This window comes from Pseudomonas sp. Leaf15 (genome assembly GCF_001421425.1).
GTDB lineage: Bacteria > Pseudomonadota > Gammaproteobacteria > Pseudomonadales > Pseudomonadaceae > Aquipseudomonas > Aquipseudomonas salomonii.
In genome coordinates this window covers 133,066-157,646 of record NZ_LMKI01000036.1, presented here as the reverse complement: position 1 = coordinate 157,646, position 24,581 = coordinate 133,066, and the positions used below count along the sequence as shown (strand labels likewise).

The 24,581-nt window shown below is 60.4% G+C and carries 22 protein-coding genes; 20 read left to right on the top strand and 2 right to left on the bottom strand.

Annotated features, from left to right (window positions below; genetic code table 11):
* Window positions 1-443 precede the first annotated feature (443 nt).
* From ASE80_RS28425 to ASE80_RS28345, 17 genes are all read left to right on the top strand, one after another.
* The gene (locus ASE80_RS28425) at window positions 444-752 is read left to right on the top strand and encodes a DUF6124 family protein (RefSeq protein ID WP_056861839.1); all 309 of its coding nucleotides are present in this window, start codon (window positions 444-446) and stop codon (window positions 750-752) included.
* A 406-nt stretch (window positions 753-1,158) separates the two neighbouring features.
* Window positions 1,159-1,467, top strand: a complete 309-nt coding sequence (locus ASE80_RS28420; protein ID WP_056861838.1) for a DUF6124 family protein — start codon at window positions 1,159-1,161, stop codon at window positions 1,465-1,467.
* Between the two features lie 533 nt (window positions 1,468-2,000).
* The gene (locus tag ASE80_RS28415; protein ID WP_056861837.1) at window positions 2,001-3,866 is read left to right on the top strand and encodes a 3-dehydroquinate synthase; all 1,866 of its coding nucleotides are present in this window, start codon (window positions 2,001-2,003) and stop codon (window positions 3,864-3,866) included.
* 5 nt (window positions 3,867-3,871) lie between these two features.
* A complete protein-coding gene (locus tag ASE80_RS28410) occupies window positions 3,872-4,741 on the top strand; it encodes a UbiA family prenyltransferase (RefSeq protein ID WP_056861836.1) in 870 nt (289 codons plus the stop codon).
* On the top strand, window positions 4,738-5,421 hold the full coding sequence (locus tag ASE80_RS28405; RefSeq protein ID WP_056861835.1) for an EboA domain-containing protein: 684 nt from the start codon (window positions 4,738-4,740) through the stop codon (window positions 5,419-5,421). Before ASE80_RS28410 ends, ASE80_RS28405 begins: the two co-directional genes overlap by 4 nt.
* 32 nt (window positions 5,422-5,453) lie before the next feature.
* The gene (locus ASE80_RS28400; RefSeq protein ID WP_056861834.1) at window positions 5,454-6,338 is read left to right on the top strand and encodes a TatD family hydrolase; all 885 of its coding nucleotides are present in this window, start codon (window positions 5,454-5,456) and stop codon (window positions 6,336-6,338) included.
* A complete protein-coding gene (eboE, locus tag ASE80_RS28395) occupies window positions 6,335-7,555 on the top strand; it encodes a metabolite traffic protein EboE (protein WP_056861833.1) in 1,221 nt (406 codons plus the stop codon). Before ASE80_RS28400 ends, eboE begins: the two co-directional genes overlap by 4 nt.
* Entirely contained in the window at window positions 7,545-8,981 is a 1,437-nt protein-coding gene (locus ASE80_RS28390; protein ID WP_111452810.1) for an alkaline phosphatase family protein, read from the top strand. Before eboE ends, ASE80_RS28390 begins: the two co-directional genes overlap by 11 nt.
* A complete protein-coding gene (locus ASE80_RS28385) occupies window positions 8,960-10,099 on the top strand; it encodes a hypothetical protein (protein WP_056861831.1) in 1,140 nt (379 codons plus the stop codon). Before ASE80_RS28390 ends, ASE80_RS28385 begins: the two co-directional genes overlap by 22 nt.
* 10 nt (window positions 10,100-10,109) lie before the next feature.
* The gene (locus tag ASE80_RS28380) at window positions 10,110-12,488 is read left to right on the top strand and encodes a hypothetical protein (RefSeq protein ID WP_056861830.1); all 2,379 of its coding nucleotides are present in this window, start codon (window positions 10,110-10,112) and stop codon (window positions 12,486-12,488) included.
* A gap of 59 nt (window positions 12,489-12,547) precedes the next feature.
* The gene (locus ASE80_RS28375; protein WP_056861829.1) at window positions 12,548-13,471 is read left to right on the top strand and encodes a hypothetical protein; all 924 of its coding nucleotides are present in this window, start codon (window positions 12,548-12,550) and stop codon (window positions 13,469-13,471) included.
* Between the two features lie 11 nt (window positions 13,472-13,482).
* The gene (locus ASE80_RS28370) at window positions 13,483-14,769 is read left to right on the top strand and encodes a hypothetical protein (RefSeq protein WP_056861828.1); all 1,287 of its coding nucleotides are present in this window, start codon (window positions 13,483-13,485) and stop codon (window positions 14,767-14,769) included.
* Between the two features lie 3 nt (window positions 14,770-14,772).
* Window positions 14,773-16,581 (top strand): hypothetical protein, encoded by a 1,809-nt coding sequence (locus ASE80_RS28365; protein ID WP_056861827.1) that lies wholly within the window; start codon window positions 14,773-14,775, stop codon window positions 16,579-16,581.
* 11 nt (window positions 16,582-16,592) lie between these two features.
* A complete protein-coding gene (locus tag ASE80_RS28360; RefSeq protein WP_056861826.1) occupies window positions 16,593-17,642 on the top strand; it encodes a hypothetical protein in 1,050 nt (349 codons plus the stop codon).
* 424 nt (window positions 17,643-18,066) lie between these two features.
* Window positions 18,067-18,447, top strand: coding sequence for a DUF1090 family protein (locus tag ASE80_RS28355; RefSeq protein ID WP_056861825.1), 381 nt, complete (start codon window positions 18,067-18,069; stop codon window positions 18,445-18,447).
* Window positions 18,448-18,582: 135 nt separating this feature from the next.
* Window positions 18,583-19,146, top strand: coding sequence for a hypothetical protein (locus tag ASE80_RS28350; RefSeq protein ID WP_056861824.1), 564 nt, complete (start codon window positions 18,583-18,585; stop codon window positions 19,144-19,146).
* A 50-nt stretch (window positions 19,147-19,196) separates the two neighbouring features.
* Complete coding sequence (locus ASE80_RS28345) at window positions 19,197-19,562, top strand: hypothetical protein (RefSeq protein WP_056861823.1); 366 nt, start codon at window positions 19,197-19,199, stop codon at window positions 19,560-19,562.
* Window positions 19,563-20,024: 462 nt separating this feature from the next.
* On the opposite strand, the gene ASE80_RS28340 is transcribed toward ASE80_RS28345, so the two are convergent.
* The gene (locus tag ASE80_RS28340) at window positions 20,025-20,447 is read right to left on the bottom strand and encodes an RDD family protein (protein WP_056861822.1); all 423 of its coding nucleotides are present in this window, start codon (window positions 20,445-20,447) and stop codon (window positions 20,025-20,027) included.
* Window positions 20,448-21,098: 651 nt separating this feature from the next.
* Here ASE80_RS28340 and ASE80_RS30560 point away from each other — a divergent pair.
* From ASE80_RS30560 to ASE80_RS30555, 3 genes are all read left to right on the top strand, one after another.
* Window positions 21,099-21,530 carry a hypothetical protein gene (locus tag ASE80_RS30560; protein WP_082463695.1) on the top strand — a complete coding sequence of 144 codons (432 nt, stop codon included), beginning with the start codon at window positions 21,099-21,101 and terminating at the stop codon, window positions 21,528-21,530.
* Between the two features lie 110 nt (window positions 21,531-21,640).
* Entirely contained in the window at window positions 21,641-21,967 is a 327-nt protein-coding gene (locus ASE80_RS28320; protein WP_056861818.1) for a DUF2388 domain-containing protein, read from the top strand.
* A gap of 37 nt (window positions 21,968-22,004) precedes the next feature.
* Complete coding sequence (locus ASE80_RS30555; protein ID WP_330219966.1) at window positions 22,005-22,595, top strand: VOC family protein; 591 nt, start codon at window positions 22,005-22,007, stop codon at window positions 22,593-22,595.
* Between the two features lie 761 nt (window positions 22,596-23,356).
* Here the strand turns inward: ASE80_RS30555 and ASE80_RS28310 are convergent.
* Window positions 23,357-24,577 (bottom strand): alginate lyase family protein, encoded by a 1,221-nt coding sequence (locus ASE80_RS28310; RefSeq protein ID WP_082463698.1) that lies wholly within the window; start codon window positions 24,575-24,577, stop codon window positions 23,357-23,359.
* Window positions 24,578-24,581: the final 4 nt, after the last annotated feature.

The following is a 24,581-nucleotide window of genomic DNA, read 5'->3' as shown; positions in this document are numbered from 1 at the left end:
CAAAAAAATGTGGGAGCTGGCTTGCCTGCGATAGCGGTGTATCAGCCAAAAAATCAGGTGCAGGTATACCGCTATCGCAGGCAAGCCAGCTCCCACATTGGATCTGCGGCGTGACTGAAAACAGTGTAACTGTTGCTCCATGTGGCCGATCAATCAGTGGCCTTTCGACATGGTTATTGCAGGACGTTTCCTAGACAATCCCTGCCGCCTTGTGCCTGTTGGAATCGATGGCTAGTCTGCGATCCGTCACTGCTCATCAGTGATCGGGTTTAGCAGCCTGACTTCAATAGGTATACGGTTCACCGCTGCATTTATGGTGGCTGTGCGTGGGGCATCTTCGGGTGCGCTGGTTTTCCTATTGACCGGTCTGCTAACCCGCGTACAGCTACCACCCTCGTTTAGCAGCGCAGGTGATAGCTCTCTGGTTCAATAGGAGTTACACCATGAAAAAAGTTGTCCCCGACCCACCCCGCAATTGCGCCAAAGACCGCGCCGCCTTCAACAGCGTCCTCGACCATTATCTGCCCACCCCAGGCGTTCACAGCGTGATTGAAGACCTGAGCTTTGAAGACGCCTTGCTCTACACCGCCAGCCTGCTCGACAGCGCTTCGGCCACCACACTCAATTGCAGTGAAATGCTCGCCAGCCCCGAACGCGCGAAGATCCTGGCGGTGTGGCATTTGCTGGAGCTGGCCCGCACCACGGTGGATCGCTCTATCGAGTGCCTGAAGCCTGCCAAGGCAATGGCTTAAACGCGGTAAAAAAATGTGGGAGCTGGCTTGCCTGCGATGGCGGTATATCTGTACCTGATTTTCTAACTGATACACCGTTATCGCAGGCAAGCCAGCTCCCACATTGGATCTGTGGCGCTGCTCCGTGTGGCTGATCATTGCAGGACGTTTCCTAGACAATCCCTGCCGCCTTGTGCCTGTTGGAATCGATGGCTAGTCTGCGATCCGTCACTGCTCATCAGTGATCGGGTTTAGTCGCCCGGTTTCAGAACAGGTGCATCGTCCTCCGAAGTTTATGGTGGCTGTGCGCAGGGCGCCTTCGGGTGCGCCGGGTTCCTGTTCTGACCGGTCGACTAACCTGCGTACAGCCGCCACCCTCGTTTAGTCGCGAAGCGTGTCGGCTCCTTGACCAGACAGGTACTAAACGATGAAGAAAATTGTTCCCGACCCACCCCGCAATTGTGCCAAAGACCGCGCCGCCTTCAACCGCGCCCTCGACCATTACCTGCCCACCCCCGGCGTTCACAGCGTGATCGAAGACCTGAGCTTTGAAGACGCCTTGCTCTACACCGCCAGCCTGCTCGACAGCGCTTCGGCCACCACGCTCAATTGCAGTGAAATGCTCGCCAGCCCCGAACGCGCGAAGATTCTGGCGGTGTGGCATTTGCTGGAGCTGGCCCGCACCACGGTGGATCGCTCTATCGAGTGCCTGAAACCTGCCAAGGCAATGGCATAAACGCGGTAAAAAATGTGGGAGCGGGCTTGCTCGCGAATGCGGTGGGTCAGCCACATATGTGCTGACTGACACTGCGCTTTCGCGAGCAAGCCCGCTCCCACAATGGTCCTGCTGAGTATTTGAGTTCTTTGGATGCACATCGCATTAAACGGAACAGTTCTCGACAACTACGCGCACATAAACTTGTTATAGCTAGCCGCAATAATTCACCAAACAAACCTCACGTTTTTGAACTCAACTTTTTACTTGCAACGGTCATCAACAACAGCTTCTTGACGCCGCCATAAAAGCCATACAACTAATTGTAAATATTGAATAATCACCGCTAAACCTTCTCCTCTAAAACGCCCTTTTCAAACTCCCTTGCGCACAAACTTGCAAAACAACCACAACCGGCTACGTTCATGAATACCGTGAAAGCCATCAGCCATTACGTACAAAACCTGCCCGCCAGGTGAGGGGTTTTATTGCTCTAAAAACAGCGCAAGCACAGACACGGAATTTAAGTCTCAATACTCAAAAGGGATGCTTTGATGAAGCGCAGCCGGTGGTATCGTGCGTTCACGAAAAAGGGCCCAGCCGAACATTTTTGGCTGTCATTGGTGTGTTTTTCTGTGCTGGTGGTTGCCAGCTTTCTGTTGTTTGAACAACAGATCCAAGACTTCCTGATTCACCTCAACCTGTACCAACCGTCCACGCCTGCCCAGGCGTTCAACCTGGCCCTGTTGCTGGTTGCCCTGCTCGCGCTGGACGTGGTGCTGCCCGTGCCGTCGAGCATGGTGGCGTTGCTGGCGGTGGCCATGCTCGGCAGTGTCGGCGGTTATCTGGTGATCTTTATCGGGCTGTGCCTGGGGGCAGGCCTGGGGTATGCCCTGGGCGCCGGTTATTTTCGTTTGCTGTCCGGCCGCCTTGGCTTGCATCAGCGCTCGCCCGGGCAGTTGGCGTACCGCTTGGGCACGCTGTCGTTGATTTGCCTGCGCGGTGTGCCGGTGCTGGCGGAAACCTCGGTGGTGGCCGCCGGGATGCAGCGCTATCCGCTGCGCGCTTTTTTGTTGATCACCACCTTGGCCAATGCCGGCCTGGCGCTGGCCTACACGGCCATCGGCACCTTCCTGATCGAGCAGAATTCATTGCTGGTCACGGTGCTGGCCAGCATGGTGTTACCACTGGCGTTTGTGGCGATCTACAGCTTGCTCAAGCGCAAGCCCAGTGAGGACCAGCCCCTGCGTGGGCGGTTCACGGTCGCCTATGACTACCCGGTGATCTTCACCGACCACCTGTTCGACCCGCTCAACCCATGCCTGCACCACCAGCTCATCACCCAGCACCGTGCGCCGGTCACAGTGATGGTGTTCGCCGATGAGCAACTGCTGCACAGCGCGCCTGCGTTGCGCGACCAGATCGACGCCTACTTCGCAGCCCATGCCGATCTGCAGTTGCTCGCCGCGCCTATCGCCGTGCCCGCCGGTGAACTGAGTAAAACCTCAGAGGTGTTGCAGCAGCTCTACAGCGACATGCTGCAACACGGCCTGGACCGGCATTGCTACGTGCTGGCCCTGGGCGGCGGCGCGGTGCTGGATGCGGTGGGTTACGCCTGCGCGACCTTCCATCGGGGCATCCGGCTGATCCGTATTCCCAGCACGGTGCTGGCCCAGAACGATGCCGGTATCGGCGTCAAAAACGGCATCAATGCCTTCGGCCAGAAGAACCTGCTCGGCGCGTTCTACCCCGCCACCGCCGTGATCAACGACTTCCAACTGCTCACCAGCCTCACCCGCCGCGACCAGATCGCCGGGCTGGCCGAGGCGGCGAAAGTGGCGCTGATCAAGGACGCCGCGTTCTTCGAGTGGATGGAAGCCAACGCCAGCGCCCTCGCCCACTTCGACCACGCGGCCAGCCGCTATGCGATTCGCCGTTGCGCCGAGCTGCACCTGGGGCATATCACCGGCGCCGGTGACCCGTTCGAACGCGGCAACGGTCGCCCGCTGGACTACGGGCACTGGGCCGCGCACAAGCTGGAAAACCTCAGCCACCACCGGCTACGCCATGGCGAAGCCGTCGCCGTGGGCATGGCGCTGGATGGGCTTTACGCGAACGCACTGGGCCTGTTGAGCGATACCGAAACTGAGCGGGTAATGAGCCTGCTGCACACGCTGGGCTTCAACCTGTGCCCGCCGGAATTGAGTGTGACCGATGCCCAAGGCCGCTCGCCGCTATTGCTCGGCCTGGAGGAGTTTCGCCAGCACTTGGGCGGGCAACTGTCGATCCCCATGCTCACCGGCATCGGCCAATCGGTGGACCTGCATGCAATCGACAGCGCAAAAATGCACGCGGCGCTGCAACGGCTGGCGGCCCACGGCAGCCCGGCACTGCCTGCCAGCGAGGGCTACGCGCGATGAGCCCGATGAAAACCTGGATGACCCTCGGCCGCGTGTCCAACCTGCCCACGGTGTGGACCAACACCCTGGCCGCCGCCCTGCTCGCCAGCAGCGCCGGAGCCCTGGCACCGCCGTCGTCGCTGGTGTGGGGGCTGCTGCTGGTCACCTTATCGCTGCTGTACCTGGCCGGGATGTTCTTGAATGACCTGCTCGATGCCGACTGGGACGCGCAACACCACAACCCGCGCCCCATCACCCTGGGACTTGCCAGCCGCCAGCAAGTCGGCGTGGCCACAGCCTTGCTGCTGGTACTCGCGGCAGCGGCGGTGCTGGGCCTGAGCCGCTTGATCGACACGCCGCATTGGCTGCTCGGCGGCGTGCTGCTGCTGGTGGGCTGCATCTTTGGCTACAACCTGCTGCATAAAAAATACGCCCACAGCGTGTGGCTGATGGGCGCCTGCCGCTCGGCGCTGTACCTCACCGCCGCTGCCAGCCTGGCGGTGCCGCCGGAGCCGATCTGGCTGTGCGCGATGCTGCTTGGCGTGTACATCAGCGGCCTGACCTACCTGGCCCGCCAGGAGCATCGCAACCAACTGATCAGCCGCCTGCCACTGCTGTTGATGCTCAGCCCGCTGGCGCTGGCGTTCTACTCCAACAACCTGTGGTTCTGGCCGGTATTGCTGCTGTGGCTGGGCTGGTTGGGCTGGCATTACTGGAAACACCTGGCCCACCCGCAACAGCGCCAGGTGCGCGCGTTTATCGGCGCAGGTTTGGCCGCGCTGCCGTTGTTCGATGCGCTGGTGCTGGCGGTGGCCAACCAGCCGTTGGGCAGCCTGGTGTGTGTGCTGGTGTTTTTCCTGCTTCCCCACTTTCAGCGCTGGATCAAGCCGACATGAACACGCGCCCGGATTACCTCGCCGACCTTCGCTTGAGCCTCACTCAACAGCTGGATGCCACGCAACTGCATTGGTGGTTGCAGGCGCATGCACAGCTTGAAGAACAACCGCATGCTTCCACGGCGGCGCTGCTGAGCGGCCAGTGCAAACGCAAGTTGCCTGCCGCTGTCGTCGCACCAGCACGGGCGCTGGTGGTGGCCAAGGCGCTGGAACACACGCCGGCAGACGATCAGTTGCCGCTGCTGCGCCAACTGTTCCTGTGGGGCGACGATCAGGAAAAAATCGCCCTGCTCAGCGCCCTCGACTGGCTCGACCGCGACGGGCTGTGCCTGGAGCTGGCGTTGCAGGCCGGGCGCACCAGCAACCCGCAGGTGTTTGCCGCGCTCGCCCTCGACACCGCCTACCCGTCACGTCATTACCCGGAACGCGCCTTTCACCAACTGGTGCTCAAGGCGCTCGGCATGGGCCTCGACATCGGGCGTCTGACCGGCTTGGCGCAACACCACAGCGTGACCCTCAACCAGCTCGCCCTCGACCTGCTCGACGAACAGCTCGCCGCCTCGCGCACCGTATCCCCTGGCTTGCCCAAAGCCATCGCCTTTGACCTGCTCAGCCCGGCGCAACTGCAGCGCCTGCGCGGCCTGAGCCTGCCGCCCGAATGGCACGCCCACCTGAACTGATGCACATCGCCTTCCCTTGACGAGGATTCACCATGCTCAAGTACTTCGATCCGCATATCCATATGGTCAGCCGCACCACCGACGACTACCAGAACATGGCCGCCGCCGGCATCACCGGGGTCATCGAGCCGGCGTTCTGGCAAGGCCAGGCGCGCACCAGCCTGGGCAGTTTCGTCGACTATTTCGACACGCTGCTGGGTTGGGAACGCTTTCGCGCGAGCATGTTCGGCATCCACCACTTCTGCACCATCGGCCTGAACCCCAAGGAGGCCAATGACCTGTCGATTGCCAATGAAGTGCTGGAGATGCTGCCGCGTTACCTGATCAAGGATGGCGTGGTGGCGGTGGGTGAAATCGGCTACGACGACATCACCCCCGAAGAGGACCGCTTCCTCGCCGCGCAACTGGAACTGGCCAAGCAATTCAACCTGCCGGTGCTGGTGCACACGCCGCATCGCGACAAGATCGGCGGCACCAAACGCACCCTCGCCGTCATCCGCGAAGTGGGGATTACCGAACACCTGGTGATCATCGACCACCTCAACGAACTGACCTTGCCGCTGGTACTGGACAGCGACTGCTGGCGCGGCCATTCCATCTACCCCAACACCAAGATGTCGGAGCAGCGCATGGTCGCGTTGCTGCAGGAATACGGCACCGAAAAAATGGTGGTCAACAGCGCGGCGGACTGGGGCATCAGCGACCCGCTCAAGGTGCCCAAGACCGGCCAGGCGATGCTCGCGGCCGGGTTCAGTGAAGCCCAGGTAGAACAGGTGCTGTTCCATAACCCGGTGGACTTTTTTGCCCAGAGCGGCCAGCTCGACAAAGCCCTGGTGAGCACGCCGCTGCCCATCGACCAGCGCAAGCAATGGCAGGAAAACTCGGCCTTGCGTGGCCAGGACCCGGTGGTCAAATGAGCGCCGCCAACGGCTGGACGGCCAGCCAGATCGGCTATTGCAGCAATGTGCACCCGGCCCGTGACCTGGCCGCGCTGCGCGCCTCCATCACCGAGCATTTTCAGGGTGTGCGCACCTTGCGCGGGCTGGAGCAACAAGACAGCGGCCTGTGGATCTGCGCCCAGGCGGCGGCGCAATTACAGCACGCCTCGGCACGCACGCAGTTTGTGCAATTACTCAAGCAAAGCGGCGTGCGCCTGACCTCACTGAACGGTTTTCCCTATGGCGACTTCCACAAAGGCGCGGTGAAAGCCGAGGTGTATTTGCCCAGCTGGGCCGACCCGCAGCGGCTGGCTTACAGCCTGGACCTGGCGCACATCCTTGCCCACGCCCTGCCCGACGATTGCCGCCAAGGGGTGATTTCCACGGTGCCGCTGGGCTATGCCGCGACCTGGAGCAAAGCGCGGCAACTGCGCGCTGATGAACACCTCAGCCAACTCACGGAGGCACTGGCCGCGCTGCACCGCAAAACCGGCAAGAACATTGTGTTTTGCCTGGAGATGGAGCCCGACTGTGTGCTGGAAAACACCGAGCAGACCCTCGCCTTCTTCCAGCGCCGGCAGGCCATGGACCCGAACCATGCCTACCTGGCGCTGTGTTTTGATGTGTGCCACCAAGCGGTGATGTACGAGGATTGTTATCAATCCCTGGACCGGCTGCGCGCGGCCGGCGTGCCGGTGGGCAAGATCCAGCTGTCCAACGCGATGATCTGCCACTTGCCGCCCGACGATGCCACGCGGCGCGAAGCCGTGCTCGACACCCTCGCAAGCTTTGCCGAAGCCACCTACCTGCACCAGGTCAAGGCACTCGACGCACAGGGCGGCCGTGTGGCCTGGCCCGACCTGCCGGCGGCCCTGCAAGCGTGCGCCGGCTTCAACGAGCTGCGCATTCACTTCCATATCCCGCTGTTCAGCGAACACCTGCTGTTGCCCGAGCTGCGCGGCAGCCAGGTGGCCCTGGCCCAGACCTTCGACTACCTGGCCGCCCACCCCGAGTTTCGCCCGGTGTTGGAGGTGGAAACCTACAGCTGGGGCGTGCTGCCCGCGCAACTGCGGCCCACCACGCAACAGGCGCAGCTGGAAGGCATCGCCGCCGAGCTGCGCTGGGTCGAGGGCCAATTGCGCCAGCGCAACCTGCTGCAAACCCTGATGCAGGAGGCGTATGCCGATGCGCTCTGAGCAACCGCTGCTGCTGATCAATGTGGTCGGGCTGACGCCGTCGCTGCTGGGTGAGGCGACGCCGCAGATCAACGCGCTGCTCAAGACCGCCAAGATGGCCAGCCTGCAACCGGTGTTCCCCGCCGTGACGTCCACGGTGCAGGCCTCGATCCTCACCGGCGCGCCGCCGTCGCAGCATGGGATCGTCGGCAATGGCTGGTACTTTCGCGACCAGGCCGAAGTGCGTTTCTGGCTGCAACCCAATGCGCTGATCCAGGGCGAAAAGGTCTGGCACACCCTCAAGCGTGAAATGCCGGGTTTTCGCTGCAGCCAGCTGTTCTGGTGGTACAACATGTACGCCGACGTGGACGCCTCCATCACGCCGCGCCCGCATTACCCGGCCGACGGGCGCAAGCAATTTGGCCTGTATTCGTCGCCGCCCGGTTTGCATGAGCAGATCGAGGCGCAGATTGGCGAGTTCCCCTTCCATGGTTTTTGGGGGCCGGCGGCGGGCATCGCGTCGAGCCGCTGGATTGTCGAGTGCGCCATGGCCGAGTTCCAGATCAGCCGGCCGCACCTGCAATTGATCTACCTGCCGCACCTTGATTACAGCTTGCAGCGCGTGGGGCCTGAGCACCCGTCGATTGCTGATGAAGTGCGCGCCATCGACCACGAAGTCGGGCGTTTGCTGGCCTTCGCCGAGGCCCAGGGCGCGGCGGTGATGCTGCTGTCTGAGTACGGCATCGAAGCCGTCGCGCAGTCGGTGTCGATCAACCGCGTGCTGCGCGCCGGAGGTCTGTTGCAGGTGCGCCAATCCTTGAGCTGGGAATTGCTCGACCCCGGCGCCAGCGCGGCGTTTGCGGTGGCGGACCATCAGGTCGCGCATGTTTACGTAAAGCACGCGCAAGACATCCCGCGCGTTAAAGCCTTGTTGCAGCGCCAGCCCGGCATCGAGCAGGTGCTGGACAAGACCGAGCAACGCGCCTGGCAGCTCGACCACCCCCGCAGCGGCGAGCTGGTGGCCGTGGCCGCTGCGGGGTTCTGGTTCGATTACTACTACTGGCTGGATGAGCGCAAAGCGCCGGATTTTGCGCGCACCGTGGACATTCACCGCAAGCCCGGCTACGACCCGGTGGAGCTGTTTATCGACCCGGCGATTCGCTTGCCCAAGCTCAAAGTGGCGCGCCGCCTGCTGCAAAAAAAGCTCGGTTTTCGCTACTACATGGACCTGATCCCACTGGACACGGGGTTAGTTCGTGGCAGCCATGGCCGCCTGCCCACCAGCGCGCAGACCGGCCCGCTGCTGATCACCAATTGCGACCTGGCGTTGCCGCAGCAACTGGCGGCGACGGCAGTCAAGCAACTGCTCCTGGAGCACTTCCTGGGGCGCCCTCACCTCGAACTGGCGAATGCCAAGGAGCTTTCATGCGGCGAGCCTTATCTATAACGGTCCTGAGTGCCCTGGCCGGATTGGCCCAGGCACAGGACACCAACCCCTTCGACTGCAGCAACTTTTTGCAGTTTGGAGGCAATATCGACGCCACCCGGGCCGCCTTCACCCAAGGCCCCGACACCCTGGCCTGGAACTGGTTTGCCTGCCTGAACCAGCCCGCCGGCGCGCAAAGCCCCGACCGGGTCTGGGAAACCCTGAAACCGTCGGACCAGGTCTACCTGCCTAACGGCGCCCAACCGCTGCCCTATGGCCAAAGCGTGCCGCCACCCGCCGCCGTGCTGACCCAGGCCCAGGCGATGGGCATGAACCCCAACCGCATCTTGCATAACCTCAACGCCACGCAACAGGTGGACGGGCTGATCCTGCAAATGGGCGGCCAGGTGCCGGCGGCCGAGAAAGGCCAGGCAGTGCGCTTCCAACTGCTGATGGGCCAGGACACCTTCAACTACATCCTGCAGCAGAAGGTCTACAACGTGAATGGCCAGGCCGCACTCACCAGCGACCTGAACTTCCCCTCCACTGCCTGGGAGCTGAAAGCCGCGTGGCTGTGGATCGGTAATGACACGGCCTACCAGCAACAATTGGCCAGCCAGGGTTACTACATTGCCCAGGCCTACTACCAACAGGGCAAGCAGTATCAGGTCGGCTATGCGGCGTTGAGCGGCTTGCATGTGATCAACAAGTTGAACCCGGACTGGGTGTGGACCACCTTCGAAAACCGTAACAACAGCCAGTACACGGTGACCAATGCCGCACCCGCCGCGCCGATGACCAACAGCACCGGGCCGACAGCGGCGGCGCAGCCGGTGAACGCCACCTTCCAGGCGCAATACCCGGCGTTGGCGCAATACGAACTGATCGGTGTGCAATCGAATACCACGCCCACTTTGCTCGCCAACTCCCAGCTGGAATCGGCGTTCCAAAGCGAATCTTCCTGCTTTGCCTGCCATGGCACCGCGGCCTATTCGCCCAAGCAGGGCTACTTCAATTTCGCCTTGAACAAAGACGGCGGCATCGTCTACCCCACCGCGCCGCTGCCCGCCTCCGACTTTGTCGGCTACCACAAACTGGACTTTGTCTGGTCGCTCAAACGCGCCCAGTGGCAACGCTAAGGAGCCTCACATGAGCGTCTTGAATTTCCCGCGTATCTACCTGGGCGGCCATATGTTCTGGAACCCGCCGACCGCCAACAACAACGACATGTACCCGCTGTACGATGCGGTAAAAATGCAGATGAACTGGCCGTTCTTGAAGGCCTTCGACATCACCCCGTTGAACGCCGCCAGCACCTTGCTGCCCTGGACCATCGCCCCGCTGCCGCCCGCCAGCGTGCCCGATTACGTGATGCAGGTGCCGGGCAACGCCGCGCAGTTGACCACGCCGATGATCCCCGGCGAGTGGAACCTGTTCGGTGACAATGCCTGCGGCACCGTGAGCTACAACCAGACCCAATCGGTGATCACCGGCGGTGAGTTGCCGGGCGGTGAGTTGCCGGGCGGTGGTTATGTGAGCCAGGACCCGCTGATCAACCAGAGCTTCCAGCTGCTCGGCAACCCCTTCGGCGGTGCGCCCAGCTCGCCGGCGCGCTTTGTTGACGTGAGCCCCTGGCAGAATATCTTCACCGCGCTGTACTTCGACAAGCTGGTGCTGGGCAATGCCGCGTGCGGCCTGACGCTCAATCGCCAGTACCGCATGCTCGACCGTTTCCTCAACTTCAACTGGGCCAACCTCGGCGGCCTGGCCTACGTGACCACCACCTGGCAAACCTGTTTCCCCAAAGAGAACCTGGAATGGGTGATCGGTAATTCGGCCTTGCTGCAAAACCTGCAAACCCAGATGGCGCAGCAAAATGCCAAGGGCTTGATGTTCCGTTTTTCGACCTACCTGACGTGCTACGACAAGAACGGCATCCTCAACAACTACCCGCCGATCGACACTCACTCTTCCAGCGCCGCAGCCCAGGCTCAGGTGCAGGCCATGTACCAACAGGGGCTGGATAACGTCGGCGATATTTTCTTCAACCCGGCCTATAGCCGCACGGTCGGCACCCTGGGCTTGTGGCTCGACGATGAGTTCCCCACCGCCCCCGCCGGCCGGCGCCTGGTGCCGGCAGGCGCGGTGCCCATCTACAAGACCTCGCCGGGCGCGGCCACCCAGGCGCAACTCGGGGTGATCTCGGCGCAGGCCCACGACAACACCTTGTCGCTGGACCTGGGCAATGCCTTCCCGTTCTACCCGGTCGACAAGACGGCGGACATCCCGGTTGCGGCCAAATTCCAGGCCGGCAATTACCAGATCGGCGTCCGCCAGGGCACGCAATTCAGCCCGCTGGCCAGTTTTGGTTATGACGATTATCAACAGGCGGCCTTCGACAAACGCTCGGGCATCCTCGACCTGCCGCTGGGCGTGGACGCCCAGGCACTCCTGCAAACCGGCACCCTGGAACTGCAACAGCCCGGCACCACGCCCGTGATCGCCGCGACCCAGCAGATGTGGACCGCCGAAGTCGTCGAAAGCGCGAGTTTTATCGACGTGGGTGACACCAGAACCCTGCAAGTGATGGTGCAATACGACGGCGTGCCCGCACCCGCCGGCACCACGTTGTGGGTGGCCGAATACGGCAATGCCTACATGCTGTGTACCACCGATTATTACCTGGCTTTCAGCAACGCGGCGAACTTCACGCTGTTTAACAACGACCCGGCCAACCTGACTAAAAACAGCGCCAATTGGCCGCAATTCCAAGGCGCAACCCCGCTGCGCAGTCACGTGACCGAGGGCACCGGCCGCCAATTGATGGCCACGCGGCTGGCGGTGTCGGCCGATCAAATGACGCCGGTGACCTACCAGGAATTTTTGCCGACGCCTGCTGCCGTCGCCTTAAGCCCGACGCTCACGTTCGCCAACCCCATCGCCATGCAGGGCACCTTGCAAGACCCGCTCAACAGCACGGTGCAATACAGCCTGGCGAAGATCCAGACCGACGCCAACGGCATCGCCAACCTGACCGTCACCGCCCAGGCTCCGGGTTTTCCGACCTTGCGTTTCTTTGTGCAGGAAGGTCAGCAGGCCCCGGCGATCCCGTTCAGCTTCCCGCTGCCCACGGCCTTCACCGACTTCCTCGCGCCGCTGCGGGTGCTGCCGCTGGAGCCGCAGTTGCAGCAGAACTTCGTGGATGCCTGGAACCTGATTTATCAGCGCGAAAACGCCGGCCAGCTGATCTGGGAGACCTTCATCTATCCCTTCATCCTCCAGCCGTTCTATTACCTGTACCCGATCATGAGCAAGTTCATGCCGCTCAATTCCCTGCCGCGCATTGAGGGCGCGGTGGACCAGCTGATTGTGTTGATCAGCAAGCCCTATCAGGAAGAAAGCACCCTGGCGATGCCCATCACGCGGGACATGCCGCAAAGCCGTCGAGCCGTGCTGGAGCTGTGGGCGAACGCCCTGGTGAAACGCAACTACCCACCCGTGCAACTGAGCATGAGCGACTACCACTAAGCCACACACAGGAACGCCGGGTGGCCTCACGGCTGCCCGGCACCCCACAGGAGTGCCCCATGAACACCCGCCTTTTGAGCCGACTGTTGCTGCTGCTTGTGCTGCTCAGCCCCGCCGCGTTTGCCGCCGACGACAGCGGCGCCGTGTACTTCACCAATGGTGTGCACAACAGCGAAGGGTGCAATGCGCAGAACGGCAACTGCATCGCCAAACGCATGCCCGGCGAGCCGTCCGATCCGTTTTTCCCGGCGCAATGGATCAGCGACTGGACCATGTACCGGGTCACCAACAACTACGCGAAAAACCCGCCGCCCTACAGCAACCCACCCTCTACCCTCACACCTGCCGACTACACGGTCTCGCGCGGGACGAGCTACTACGACACCACCTATATCCCGCCGGATGGCGACGGCTTCGGTGCGACGATGGAGCACTACGAGAAATACTGCCTGCCGATCTTCCCGATCAAGAACAACAACTACACCTGCTCGTTCGTGTCCCTGGGCAACAAGGCGTACTTTTTGACTTACCCGCAGGACCGCCCGAAAGACATGCCGGCCTGCTGCATGTTTTCGCCGATGAACCACCCGCCGCGCCAGGACTTTATCAAGCACCTGCCCTACAGCGCCGAGCGCAGCAAAAACCTCAACGCCAGCGTGCAGGCCTATGCCCTCGACCTGCAATCACCGGCGGGGCCGATCCTGTTTGGGTATGCCTTTAACAAGCGCCAGACCGGCGCACCGCCCTACCGCTCGCCGCAGTCGTTCTTCTTCTCCGGGGACACCAGCGTGGCCAATGCGCCGATCGTGAGCCAGAACTACACCAACTTCCGTATCGCCAAACCCGACCCGAAACAGACCTGGGACCAAGTGGCCGCCATGTGCCCGTCGAACCCGCCGCCGTGCCAGTTGTTCGAGCCGCCGGCGTCCCAGAGCAACGGCCATAACGCGCAGTGGAACCAACTGATGCAGCGCAAGCCTTGAGGATAATCATCATGAAAACCCTACTGAGTGTGATGCTGCTGGGGCTGGTCAGCCTGCCGGCCCTGGCGCGCGAAGCACCGCAGCCGTCGCTGCTGGCCAACCAGCTCAATTGCCAACCACCCACCAGCGCACCCGCCGCCAACGCGCCGCAGGACCAGTTCGATCAATACAGCTGGCAGATGTTTGTCGCCCTGAACTGGCCGGCCCAGGACGGGCAGCGCGGCACGCCCAATTGCAACAAACAGCCGGGGGATTCGGGCTACACCGTGTGGCAAACCTACAAGACCGTCAGTGAGATCTTCCTGCCCGGCGCCGCCAACCCCGGGCCGTGGAACAGCCCGCTGACGGCCCGCAGCCTGGGCATTATCAATATTGCCGCGCTGAAGAACAGTTCGCTGGTCAACTCCATCGACCAGGCGGTCGGCGGCTGGTTGATCGACCAGGCGGGCAACCCGACCTACTACGATATCTCGGCCAACCAGGCGTCCTATAACTACATTGTCGGCAACCGCTTCTACAACGCGAATGTGGTGTCCAAGGCCAATAACATCAGCTTTCCCAACGGGGTGATCGAGATCAAATCGAGCTGGCGCATCCTCACGCCCAGGGACAACGCCAGCCATTACCTCACCCAGATTGCGCGCGTGGCCACCTTCAACAACCAGGGCCAACGCACCGGGGTGACCGAGGCGTATCTGGGGCTGGTGGGCTTGCATATCATCACCAAGGTCAATGGCTACCCGCAGTGGATCTGGTCGACCTTCGAGCAGATCGAAAACGTGCCGCCCAAGGCCAAGGTCAATGGCCAGTGGGTCGATCAACCGGTGTCCGGTACCGCGTACTCCTACTACAACCCTGTGGCCCCGGCCGCCACGCTCAACCAATCGCCGTGCAACTGGCAGACCCAGGGCACGCAACTGGTCTGTGTGCCCAAGCCCGGCACCACGTTCCAGACGCCGAACCCGCTTAACCGCGTCACGCCGCTTGCCGACGCCACAGGCTGGGTGAATGCCAACTACCAGGCCAACCCCGGCCTGCAACGCAGCGTCTTGAAGTACTACCAGCTCATCACCACCCAGCGCCCGCTGATGCCCAACAACCCGAGCAACCCGTTGGGCCAGCCGACACCGGCGCTGTCGGCCAACGTGACCATGGAGAGCTATATCCAGCCCAACGGCAGCTGCATGAATTGCCACTCCATGGCGACGCCGGTGAAGAGCCCGTTCAAGTCTGATTTCTCTTACCTGTTCAAATTTGCCAACCCGCCTGTCACCCCACACGCCACGGACAAGGAATAGACCATGAGCATCCTCAATGGACCACGACTGAATTTCTGGGGCGGCATCCGCACGGACGTGAGCTTGCCGAACAACTCGCCGACCATCCCGTTCAATGGGAACCCGAACTGGCCGCTGTTTGACCTGACCACCTCGACCCTGGCGCCGGGTGCGCAGTCTTATACCGATGACCAGTTGAACAACATGATCAACGCGCCGGCGGGCAACTACTACACGGCCGGCGGCTGGAACCATTACGGCCAGCATGTGGTGGACATGCAGAACGCCTTGATCAGCTCCCAAGGTGTGCCGGGCAACATCAGCACCACCGGCGACATGATTGGCCAGCCGGTGTACCTGCTCGGTTCGGTAGACCCGGTGACCGGCCAGGGCCCGGTCTCCGGCCCGATGATGGTGGACCTGGACCCCAGCGCCTCGACCACCACGCAGATCTTTGTGGGTGGCCTGCAAATTGGTGGCAACGACAATATCCAGTTGCTGATCCGCAACAATGCGGTGTGCAGCAGTTACGACGTGACCACCCGCGTGCTCGACCCGGCAAAAATGGACGCACCGGGCTCGTTCCATGCCAGTGGCACGTTCCAGTTGACCTTCCCGCTGAGCAGTATCGTCAGCTGGAACCAGAACAGCGCAGGCCTGAAGGCGATTATCCAGGCGCCGGGAGCGACGGGCATTGTCTTGCGTTTTGTGATGTTCGAGATGTGCCCGCAGATGACCACGGCGCAGTTGGACGCCGATTACGCCGCCGGTAAATACACGCCGAACCCGAGCATCGGCCGGGTGATCGGCACCCTGGCGCCGGTGTTTGCCGGCGAGTTGCCGGGCTGCCAGCCAGGCCGCCAGATCGTCAACCAGGCCACGGGCAATGCCGCCTACGCGGCGCTGGGCAACAACGGCTTGCTGAGCCTGGATATGGTCAATGTCATCCCCAAGCAAACCTTCCGCGCCGTGCGCGATGACATCACCAGCCCCATCGGGCCGAATGCCAATTACGGGCCGGTGACCATTGCCGCCGGTGCCGCGCCGCTGACGACGCTCAACCCCGCCGCCAGCCCGCTGGTCAATTACTACGTGTACGGCGGCATCGTCGACCTGCCCCTGAGTACCAGCCAACAGCAAGCCGTGCGAACCACGGCGTTGAACATCACTGCGCCCAATGCAGTGAATGGTAAAAAACTCAACGCCACCGAAGCGACGTACCGGGTGTCTGCCGACCAGCGCAATGTGTACCTGGAGGATTACCCCGATGGCCTGACCATCACCTTGCGGGTCAGCTACCTGGGCGGGCCGGTCCCCAGCGCCACCCAGGTGAGCCTCGCAGCCAGCGCGCCGGGGGTTTACGGTCAAAAGCAGTACTTTGACTTCCTTAACTTTCCTACTTCGCTGACCGTGAATGCCGGGCAACAGACGGTGAGCTTCCCGGTCACGCTCAAAAGCGGCAGTGCCGGCCAGGCCGGTTTTGTCGCGCTGACCTGCACGGCCAATGGCGTGGGCGATGGCGCCTTCTTCACCAACCTGCGCAAATACGCCCAGACCGATTTCGGCATCGCCAAGGGCAGCACCATCTCCTGGGCGCAGGTTTACCCGAACGTGCTGCGCTTTCACTACCTGGCCTTCCCCGCCATGTCGCGTTATGTGCCGCTCAACCAGCCCGACGCGATCATGGCCGCGAAAAACGCGATTTTGGCGCGCACCTCGGACGCCTATAAAGGCACCACGCTGTTCATGCCGGTCGTGCGCTCGATGTCGCCGGCCCAGCGTGCGTTGCTGCGCGCCTACCTCACCGGCAGCCCATGGCAGCCACCGCAATAGGAGCACAGCCCATGACCTTGCATATCCCGGCGCAGCCCATTGAGGCGCTGCGCCCCAGTACACTGATCGCCGAGGGCCTGCTCAACCCGCGCGGCCTGTGCCTGCAAGACGACGGCAGCCTGCTGCTGGCCGAAGCCGGCTCCGGCCTGGCGGACCAACCGTTCAGCGGCCGCATCAGCCACCTGCAACCCGACCCTGCACGGCCTGGTGAATATTTGCCCGGCGACGTCATCGCCCATGGCTTTCGCAGCATGAACATGCAGGCGCGCATGCTGCGCGATGAAATCATGGGCGTGTCGGACATCGCCTGCGGTGAGGGGCGTTGCCTGGCCAGCCTGACGGATTATGTCGGTGGCTCGCAACTGCTCGATCTGCAATACAACCCGCCTGAGCCGGTGTTCCACAGTCGAGGCAATTTGAATGCGCTGTGCTACCACCCAACGCGCCACAGCTGGCTGGCGGTAAAACCGGATACCAATCAACTGGTGGAGTTCACTGAAGGCCGGGACGAACGGGTGCTCGCGCAACTGCCGGAACTCGATCAGGGCCATGACGCCGTGCCTGTGACACTGGTGTACGAACCGCAGACGGACGCCGTGCTGATCAGCCTGTTCTCTGGCGAGCTGCACGGTGATCCGACGCGCAAGGGCATCGACTTCGCCGACTTTGCCGGCCAGGTGATTCGCGTGTATCCGGCCAGCGGGCAAGTCGAGGTGGTGATTCGTGGCCTGCAATTGCCCACCGGCCTGGCGTTGTGCCCAAGCGGCGGGTTGCTGGTGCTGGAGCTGTGCAGCCACCTGCAACAACCGCTGCTGCCGGACTGGAGCGGCGAGGCGCTGCACGGCGGCTTTACTCGGTTCAGTGGTCGCCTGCTGCGTTGCGACCTGCTCACACGGAAGGTCGAAGTGCTGGTGCGCGGCCTGGATACGCCGTCCAACTTATGCGTGGTGCCGGGCGCCGTACTGGTCAGCGAAGGCATGGGGTTGACCGGTCGGCACATCCCGACGCCTAGCGACACGGTGGTGGCATTGAGCGGCAAGATAAGGCGGGTGCCGCTCTGAAAGCGATCTTATACCGCGTCCTCCAATAGCAAAACGGTCGCAGGCCCGGCACGAAACGATGGATTGTGCTCAGTACGTGAGCATGATGCCCGGGTGCAAAAAACATAATACACACACGGTTTTCACGCGGTTTTCACAGTGGCGCGCCTAGCCTGAACTCAGCTCCTAAGTGAACACCTTTTAAGCCCGCGCCCCCATCGTGGGCTTTTCTTTGTGCGGGCCGAGCTGTTAGTGGTGTAGACAGCCCAGGTCATGACCCGCCAACAACGTGAAAGCATTCACACTTCTGCAACGCCAGTGTTGAAGCACAAAAAAAGCCCCAATAGTATTTACCTCCACCCGAGCGCTCACTCTTATACGGATATTGCTCTGCGCCAGCTCGGGCGCTGACACCTGTGCAGGCAATCAAACATTGAGGTTTGCCATGCGTCTTACCCAACTCGCACCCGCCGCCGCCCTGTTCAGCCTGTTTACCCTGCCCGCCCACGCCGCCGACCTGACGGCCCTGACCGGCGCCCTGTCCTCCGCCCTGGGTGGCAGCAGCAACAACACCGTCAACACCACTACCAACAACGCCTCCTGCCAGCAGCAGATCCGCGATCTGCAGGCCAACCTTAATGCAGCCAACGCCAAAGGCGATACCTTGCGCGCGACAGCCTTTCAGGCGGCCCTGACGCAAACCAATAAAAGCTGCAGTAACGCGCGCTACAACACTCAGGCACAGGTGGATACCAACCCACAACACCAGCAAAACGTGAACAAGGCTGCGGATGCGATTAATGCCATCGGTGGTTTGTTCAAGTAAGTCGAAATTTGATGTGAGAAGAGCCCGCGGTTGCGGGCTTTTTTATGCCTGCTCTTTGGCTGCCTGCTGCGTGCAGCCCGATACGATAGACATGCTTTAATGGGCGCCATATCACCACAGCAAAGGAATTGCCCGATGAACAAATATCTCCTGTGCTCGCTATTGGCACTGGTTGCGGGCTGCAGCACCGGGCCTTATCTGCATCCGGAGTCTGCTGTGGGCCAGAATGCCTTGCTCTCACGTACCTGCCCCGGTGCACACGCGGCCATGAGCTTTACGGCACAACCAGAGAAACTCAACTGGGTTCGCGTACTGGTGTATGTGGCGCCACCGGGCACGCGCAGTTGGCCAGGCAATGTGAAGTCAACCGACAGCGAACTTCGCCTGTTCGGACGCCTCTATAAACCGAGCCAGGGCTACACAAAAACGCCGCTTTGGGTAAGTGCCGCATCGCCTGAAGTGAGCGTGCAATTGGCATCCGGGCGGACTTACCGGGTCAGCGTCGAGCAGTTGAAAACAGGGTTCGACCCCGCGCAAATATCCAGCTCCGACACTCAAGGCACACCCTTGGGTAAAGGTGACATGGACGACTTTACGCTGACCTTCCCGGACATCTTCGTCAATGGCGAAAAAGTCCCCATGGCGCCGATTCACTTTAAAAAGCGTGAAGAGCGTTATGCGCCGGTGTTCAACTGCTGAATTGAATCGCCACGCGGTCATAAAACCGGTGATTGTTAAGGATATTTCAAATGAACGGACGCACCTTGCTGGTCGTTATGTTGCTCGCCCACCCCACGCTATCCGTTGCAGCCACTCAACCTGGTGACGGGAAGGTACTTGGGGCAAGCGATGGCTTGATGTACTCCCGGGCGCAATTCACCTGCGGGACGCTGCCCGCCGATCTTGTTGCCGATTACGTAAAGGCATCCAAGCTGATTGCAGGGCCAAGCGCGGAATACGATGAAGGCTATGAACAAGTCGTCTCCCGAGGGGAGCGCAATTGGCCGGCCATCCCGAGCGCTGAGCAGCGAGCACTCGAATGCCAGAAGTCCAAAGAGGACCTGGCAATCAAGGTGAAGTTGGCGCAACGCTGGTTTTCTGAGGCTTACAAGTAAACGCTGGGACCACTGCACTATTATCTAAAAGCGGAGGCGACGTCCATAATTGACATCGTGGCGTGAAGTAAAGCGCCGCGCTCCATGATGGAGCAGAAGATGCTGCGCCTCTCTCAATTGATCGCCGGTGCTTCACACGTGTTGTTCGTGCCTGCAGCGGCCTGAGCAATTGAGGAGCCAGAAGTGGATTCTGGCCTTTAGACTATTTGTCGTAGAAGTACCACATTACAGCTATCACGGTGGCAACCCATCCGAGGGTGAGCAAAAATGATAGACCTGCGAGACGCTTATCCATGGTGCCCTATCAAAAAAACGATGATCGCGATACGAACGCCTCCAATCAGAGTAGTTCAGCGTTCTCAGTGTGCAATGGCATGTGCCTGGCGATCAGTCCCTGTTCGACAGTGCTGCTTGCTTTTACTTCAATCTCAAGAACCTTCTTTTTTGCAGCAACGGTCGCAGCTATTTCAACCGGACCACTATCGTGGACGCGAGCATGTCGCCTAGGCGTTTGCGTGAGCCAAAGAAAATAAAAATCCAGTCCAAAAAGCTCAAAACAGGCGTAGTGATGTTGCGCATAAACGATTGATACAGATTGCAATAAAGGTGGCTGCGCTCGTCAATGACTGACATCCCCAGCAGTTTTTTACCCACGCTTTGACCATTGGGCATGGCGTCTGAAAACAGGTAATACGCCGCGGCGGACCCTATAGCCAGAATCCCGACCGCGTCTGGAGAGACACCCACAAACTCAGCGGCTCTTCCCACGGCAAATAAAATAACAAAGGTGATTAAGGAATCAATCCACTGACCGCCCAACCGCCGCCCCAATCCGGCCAAGTTGTCTGGCTTTCGGTACTCGCTTTGAGGGGTGCTCACTTCCATGCTTTAACGCTCCAATAGTGTTCGATTTCAAATATTTCAAAATGCCAAAGCTTAGCGCGGATACGCTCTACGGCGACACAAAAACAACCCGCTCACGGCCAACAGCATGCAGGTCAGTACCGCCTACGCCCATTCGGTGCTCGAGGTTCAATACCGTGAAACGATGGCCTTGGCGGCTCGAGCGCTCAGCGCTGCCGATGAAAGTAACGAGAAGGGAATGTGCTTGTATCACGAGCCGTAGACGCCCAAAGTGGACTGGCGGTGGCATTCAGGGATAACACTTAACGCATGACAGCATGGCGAAATCAGAGCTTTTGGAGCAAGGTCGGGGTCATTGCCTGGCTGACGCTGCTTATGGCCATTCCTGACGCTGGCGACACAGGCTGGTTGGACGCAGGCGCATCCAATCGTAAGCGAGTCTTCAGCCCTGGCTTCATTGCGCTGTGCGCCATTGTGGCGGTGTTTGAGCTGATAGTGCTGAACCACTTCTATGGGGTGCGAGGATGAGGTGAAGGCGGTACGCTTATATCTTGTTACAACTATTCACCTGCAGGCACCGCCCGCAAAGAACTTCAAACTTTTGTCCTAGTCCCAATGACAGGCGTGCTTTAAACCGTGAGCGCCTGCTGACAACCCATAGAGGTTCACAAAATGAAAATGACACTGCCCGTCCTGTTTTTGGGCGTCCTCATTGCGCAAGGAGCGATGGCTGCCGGAGATGGCACAGCCGGTCTTGGAGGCGGCGTTGGTGGTGCACTTGGCAACATCGTAGGTCAACAGCTTGGCGGCTCGACGGGCGCGGCGGTAGGCGCAGGCGTAGGTGGTGCCGCCGGCAGTGCTGTCGGTGCTCAAAGAGGCAATAGAGCGGAAGCTGCATTGGGTGGAGGAATCGGCGGCGCGGGTGGCTCACTGATTGGTAATCGCCTCGGCGGTACAACCGGCTCGACGATAGGTGCAGGTCTCGGCGGCGCGGCGGGTGGCGCGCTGGGAAACAACCTGGCGGACGATGAAAGTAATCATCGATCTGATGGTAGAAAGCACAAAGGCAACAACAAGCATAAACACAAGAACAAGCATCATTAGGTTCTGACGCTGTTTCATCGAAGCCCGGCCCAGCGCCGGGCTTCTTGTTTCTGGCAGGCGCCCTGCTCTGCTATCGTGGCCCGCTCTGATCGCAGTGGAAGCATCGAAGCATGAATTCATGGAAGACTCTGGCAATCGCCTTGCTGGCATCGGTCAGCACACAGGCCGTATCAGGCGACAACGTCAACCCTGTCGCTGCAGGAATATTTATCACCATCTCCTTGCCAACCATTTTAATTGGGGCAACCACATCGCTCACGACCGAGCCGCCAAAGATTTTCAAGTCCGCCAAGACTGACGCACTGACGTTCATAGGTTCGGACGGCGAGATTCGCGGAGCACAGTTTGAGCAAGCCTCCCGACACTATCGATTGAGCTACAGATCACCGCTCATGTCCGATATGCAACTCGCCAAGGCGATCGCGGCGTCCTACTGAGCGCATCCTTTCACATCCCTTTCACACTCGGGCGCTTATGGTTACCCCAGCTCCTAGAGAACATCCCTTTAAGCCCGCTAATCCCCATCGCGGGCTTTTCTTTGTCTGCGATTTGGAGAGCCGAGACTCGCCCTCGACGTCTTACCCGACGACCGCTATACACGCCCACCGTCAAAATGACACGATAACGCCTTGCCTTCGTAAGCAGGAATACAGGATGTTCAGTCACGTAACCGTTGGGACAAACGACCTTGATAAGGCGTCTAGCTTCTATGACGCGGTGCTGATCCCCTTGGGGCTCTGTCGTCGGCCTGTAACCCCTGATGGCGGGCCACCTTCGGCATGCTGGATCAAGCCAGATTGCGCTCTCCCTCGCTTTTATGTGTACAGCCCTTATGACCGCAATGAGGCCGAAGCAGGGAATGGCAGCATGGTGGCTTTTACTGCACACTCTCCAGATGCGGTAGATAGCGCCTATGCAGCCGGGCTTCTTGCAGGTGGGTCTGATGAAGGTGAACCTGGCCCACGCCCCCACTATGGTGACGGCTACTACGGTACGTACCTGCGTGATCCAGATGGCAACAAGGTGCACATCGCTCATCGTGGAGATTTGCATGTGGCGGGATAGGCGCCGCTCATCGTCTTCGCTTGAAGCCCGCCAAAGAGAAAGCCGATGGGGTGCTGGCAGTCAGCATTCGCCAGATCCAGCTCCGTGATATCCGCCCGCAATGATGCGGAAACGATCAGCCTCTAAGCTGATGACTAGACCAAACCCCAGAAACGCAAAAGCCCCGCAATTGCGGGGCTTTCGTGTAAATCTTGGCGGGAAACCAGGGATTCGAACCCTGGAGACGCTATTAACGTCCGCCGGTTTTCAAGACCGCTTTGCAAACTCCAGCGGGCCGGGGCGTTGAAGGCCTGCGGAGTTCCATTACTCAGGAAAAATGACCGGGCTACAGACCGCATTCTACAAGGGGTGCGGTTTTAGTTTTGGAACTCTTTTTCACCCCTCCCCGGCGTCCTGCCGACCGAACACAAACCACCAATAGCCCACGAGTCGTGAGACAATCGTATGGCCGCGTTCGGCCGATCTCTGCCTGTCGCGAGGTCCGAAATCCACTCAAAGCAAATACCCAGACATTCAAACCAAACGGGTAGATAATCGACTGCTGTTCCAGCCATTTCCAGTGCTTATGAACAACGAATACTCCCGAGGCAATCCACCGGCAGTACGGCATATAGCCTGTGCAGGCCCACGGTGCCCAACCCCTGTCGGTGTCTTTGTTCTTTGGCGCGCCTGCTAACGTTCCTCGTTGACTACGCACCTTTGCGTATTGATAGGTAAAAACGACGCTGTGTAATGCGCAGTGCAACTTTGGTGATATATCTCTACGGCATCAATTGCATCTCCGACAAACCGTATTCCCCCAACGAATACAGCAACGTCCCATACCCCAGTTGCTCGTAGCCACCGTTGTCAGCCCCATAATCCCCGCCCCCTCCTTCCACTTGTACTTTATTTGCCATGGCCTGCACGTTCGGCGCGCTGAGGTCCTTTCGCACGGCGTAGTGGTTGTAAAGTAGTTCCCATATCGGCCGGGTGTCGCCCCGGTGTTTAGTCGAGATGGCCGCCTGTTTGAAACTGCGGCGGATCACGGGAGTAAACGGCACCTCCTGGCCCAAGTTGTACTTGGCCACATACTCGGCGGCTTGCAGCACGCGGTTGTTCTGGTAGCCGAACAGATCGTCGCCCTGGCTCCAGGCCATTTGGCAGAAACTGCCGAGCAACGCGATGTCGAGCATGGCGTGTGCCTGATCACGCCCGCTTTCCTGGACTTGACCCAAGCCACGGCCGTAGATCTTCCACACCGCGTGTTCGATGGCGCCGTTACCCCTGCCGTGCTTGAAGTAGTCGACAGCCTCGTTGTAGAGGTCGCGGCGATCGGTCAGTACGCCGATGGCCAGCATCGAGTTCATGTTGGCTAAATCCCAACTGGCCCAATGGTGATCAGGCGGGGTGCCATCGTGGTACACCAGAAAGTCATGATTGATTGGGTAGAAGACAGTGAGCATCAGGCTTTGAAAGCGCTGGAAGTCTGCCGGCTCCCACTTCGGATAGGTGCGCAGCAGTTCGGCCGCATTGGCAAGTTGATAACCGTGCAAGCCTGCCGCCAAGGCTTTGACGGGCTTGCCTTTGGTCGCGGTGAGGGTTGAGGACAACCGGTTCAAAATGCTCACCGCCTTGTCGGCATATGCCGGGTCGTTCGAAATCTGCCAGCGCAGGGCCAGTGCATACGCGGTGGCGTTATCGCTGAACAGCATGCTGTGGTTATTCGGTTCTTCTGAAGTGCGGTAAACCACCGGCACCGGGTTGGGCTGCCATGCCAATGAGGCATGGGGGTTGGCGATCAGCTTCTGCCAGCCGGCCAGCCACGGCTGGTTATAGTTGGCTAGTTTTTCGCGTATTCGTGAGAAGTCATCCTGAGTGTGGAGCAGGCCAGGATGCACGAACGCTTCGGTATGCAGGGTGGGGGAAGCTTGACTGCCGATACTCATCAATAGCGCGCCGAGCAGCACGGCTCTTTTGGATAGGTGCTTCAAACGGATCATCATG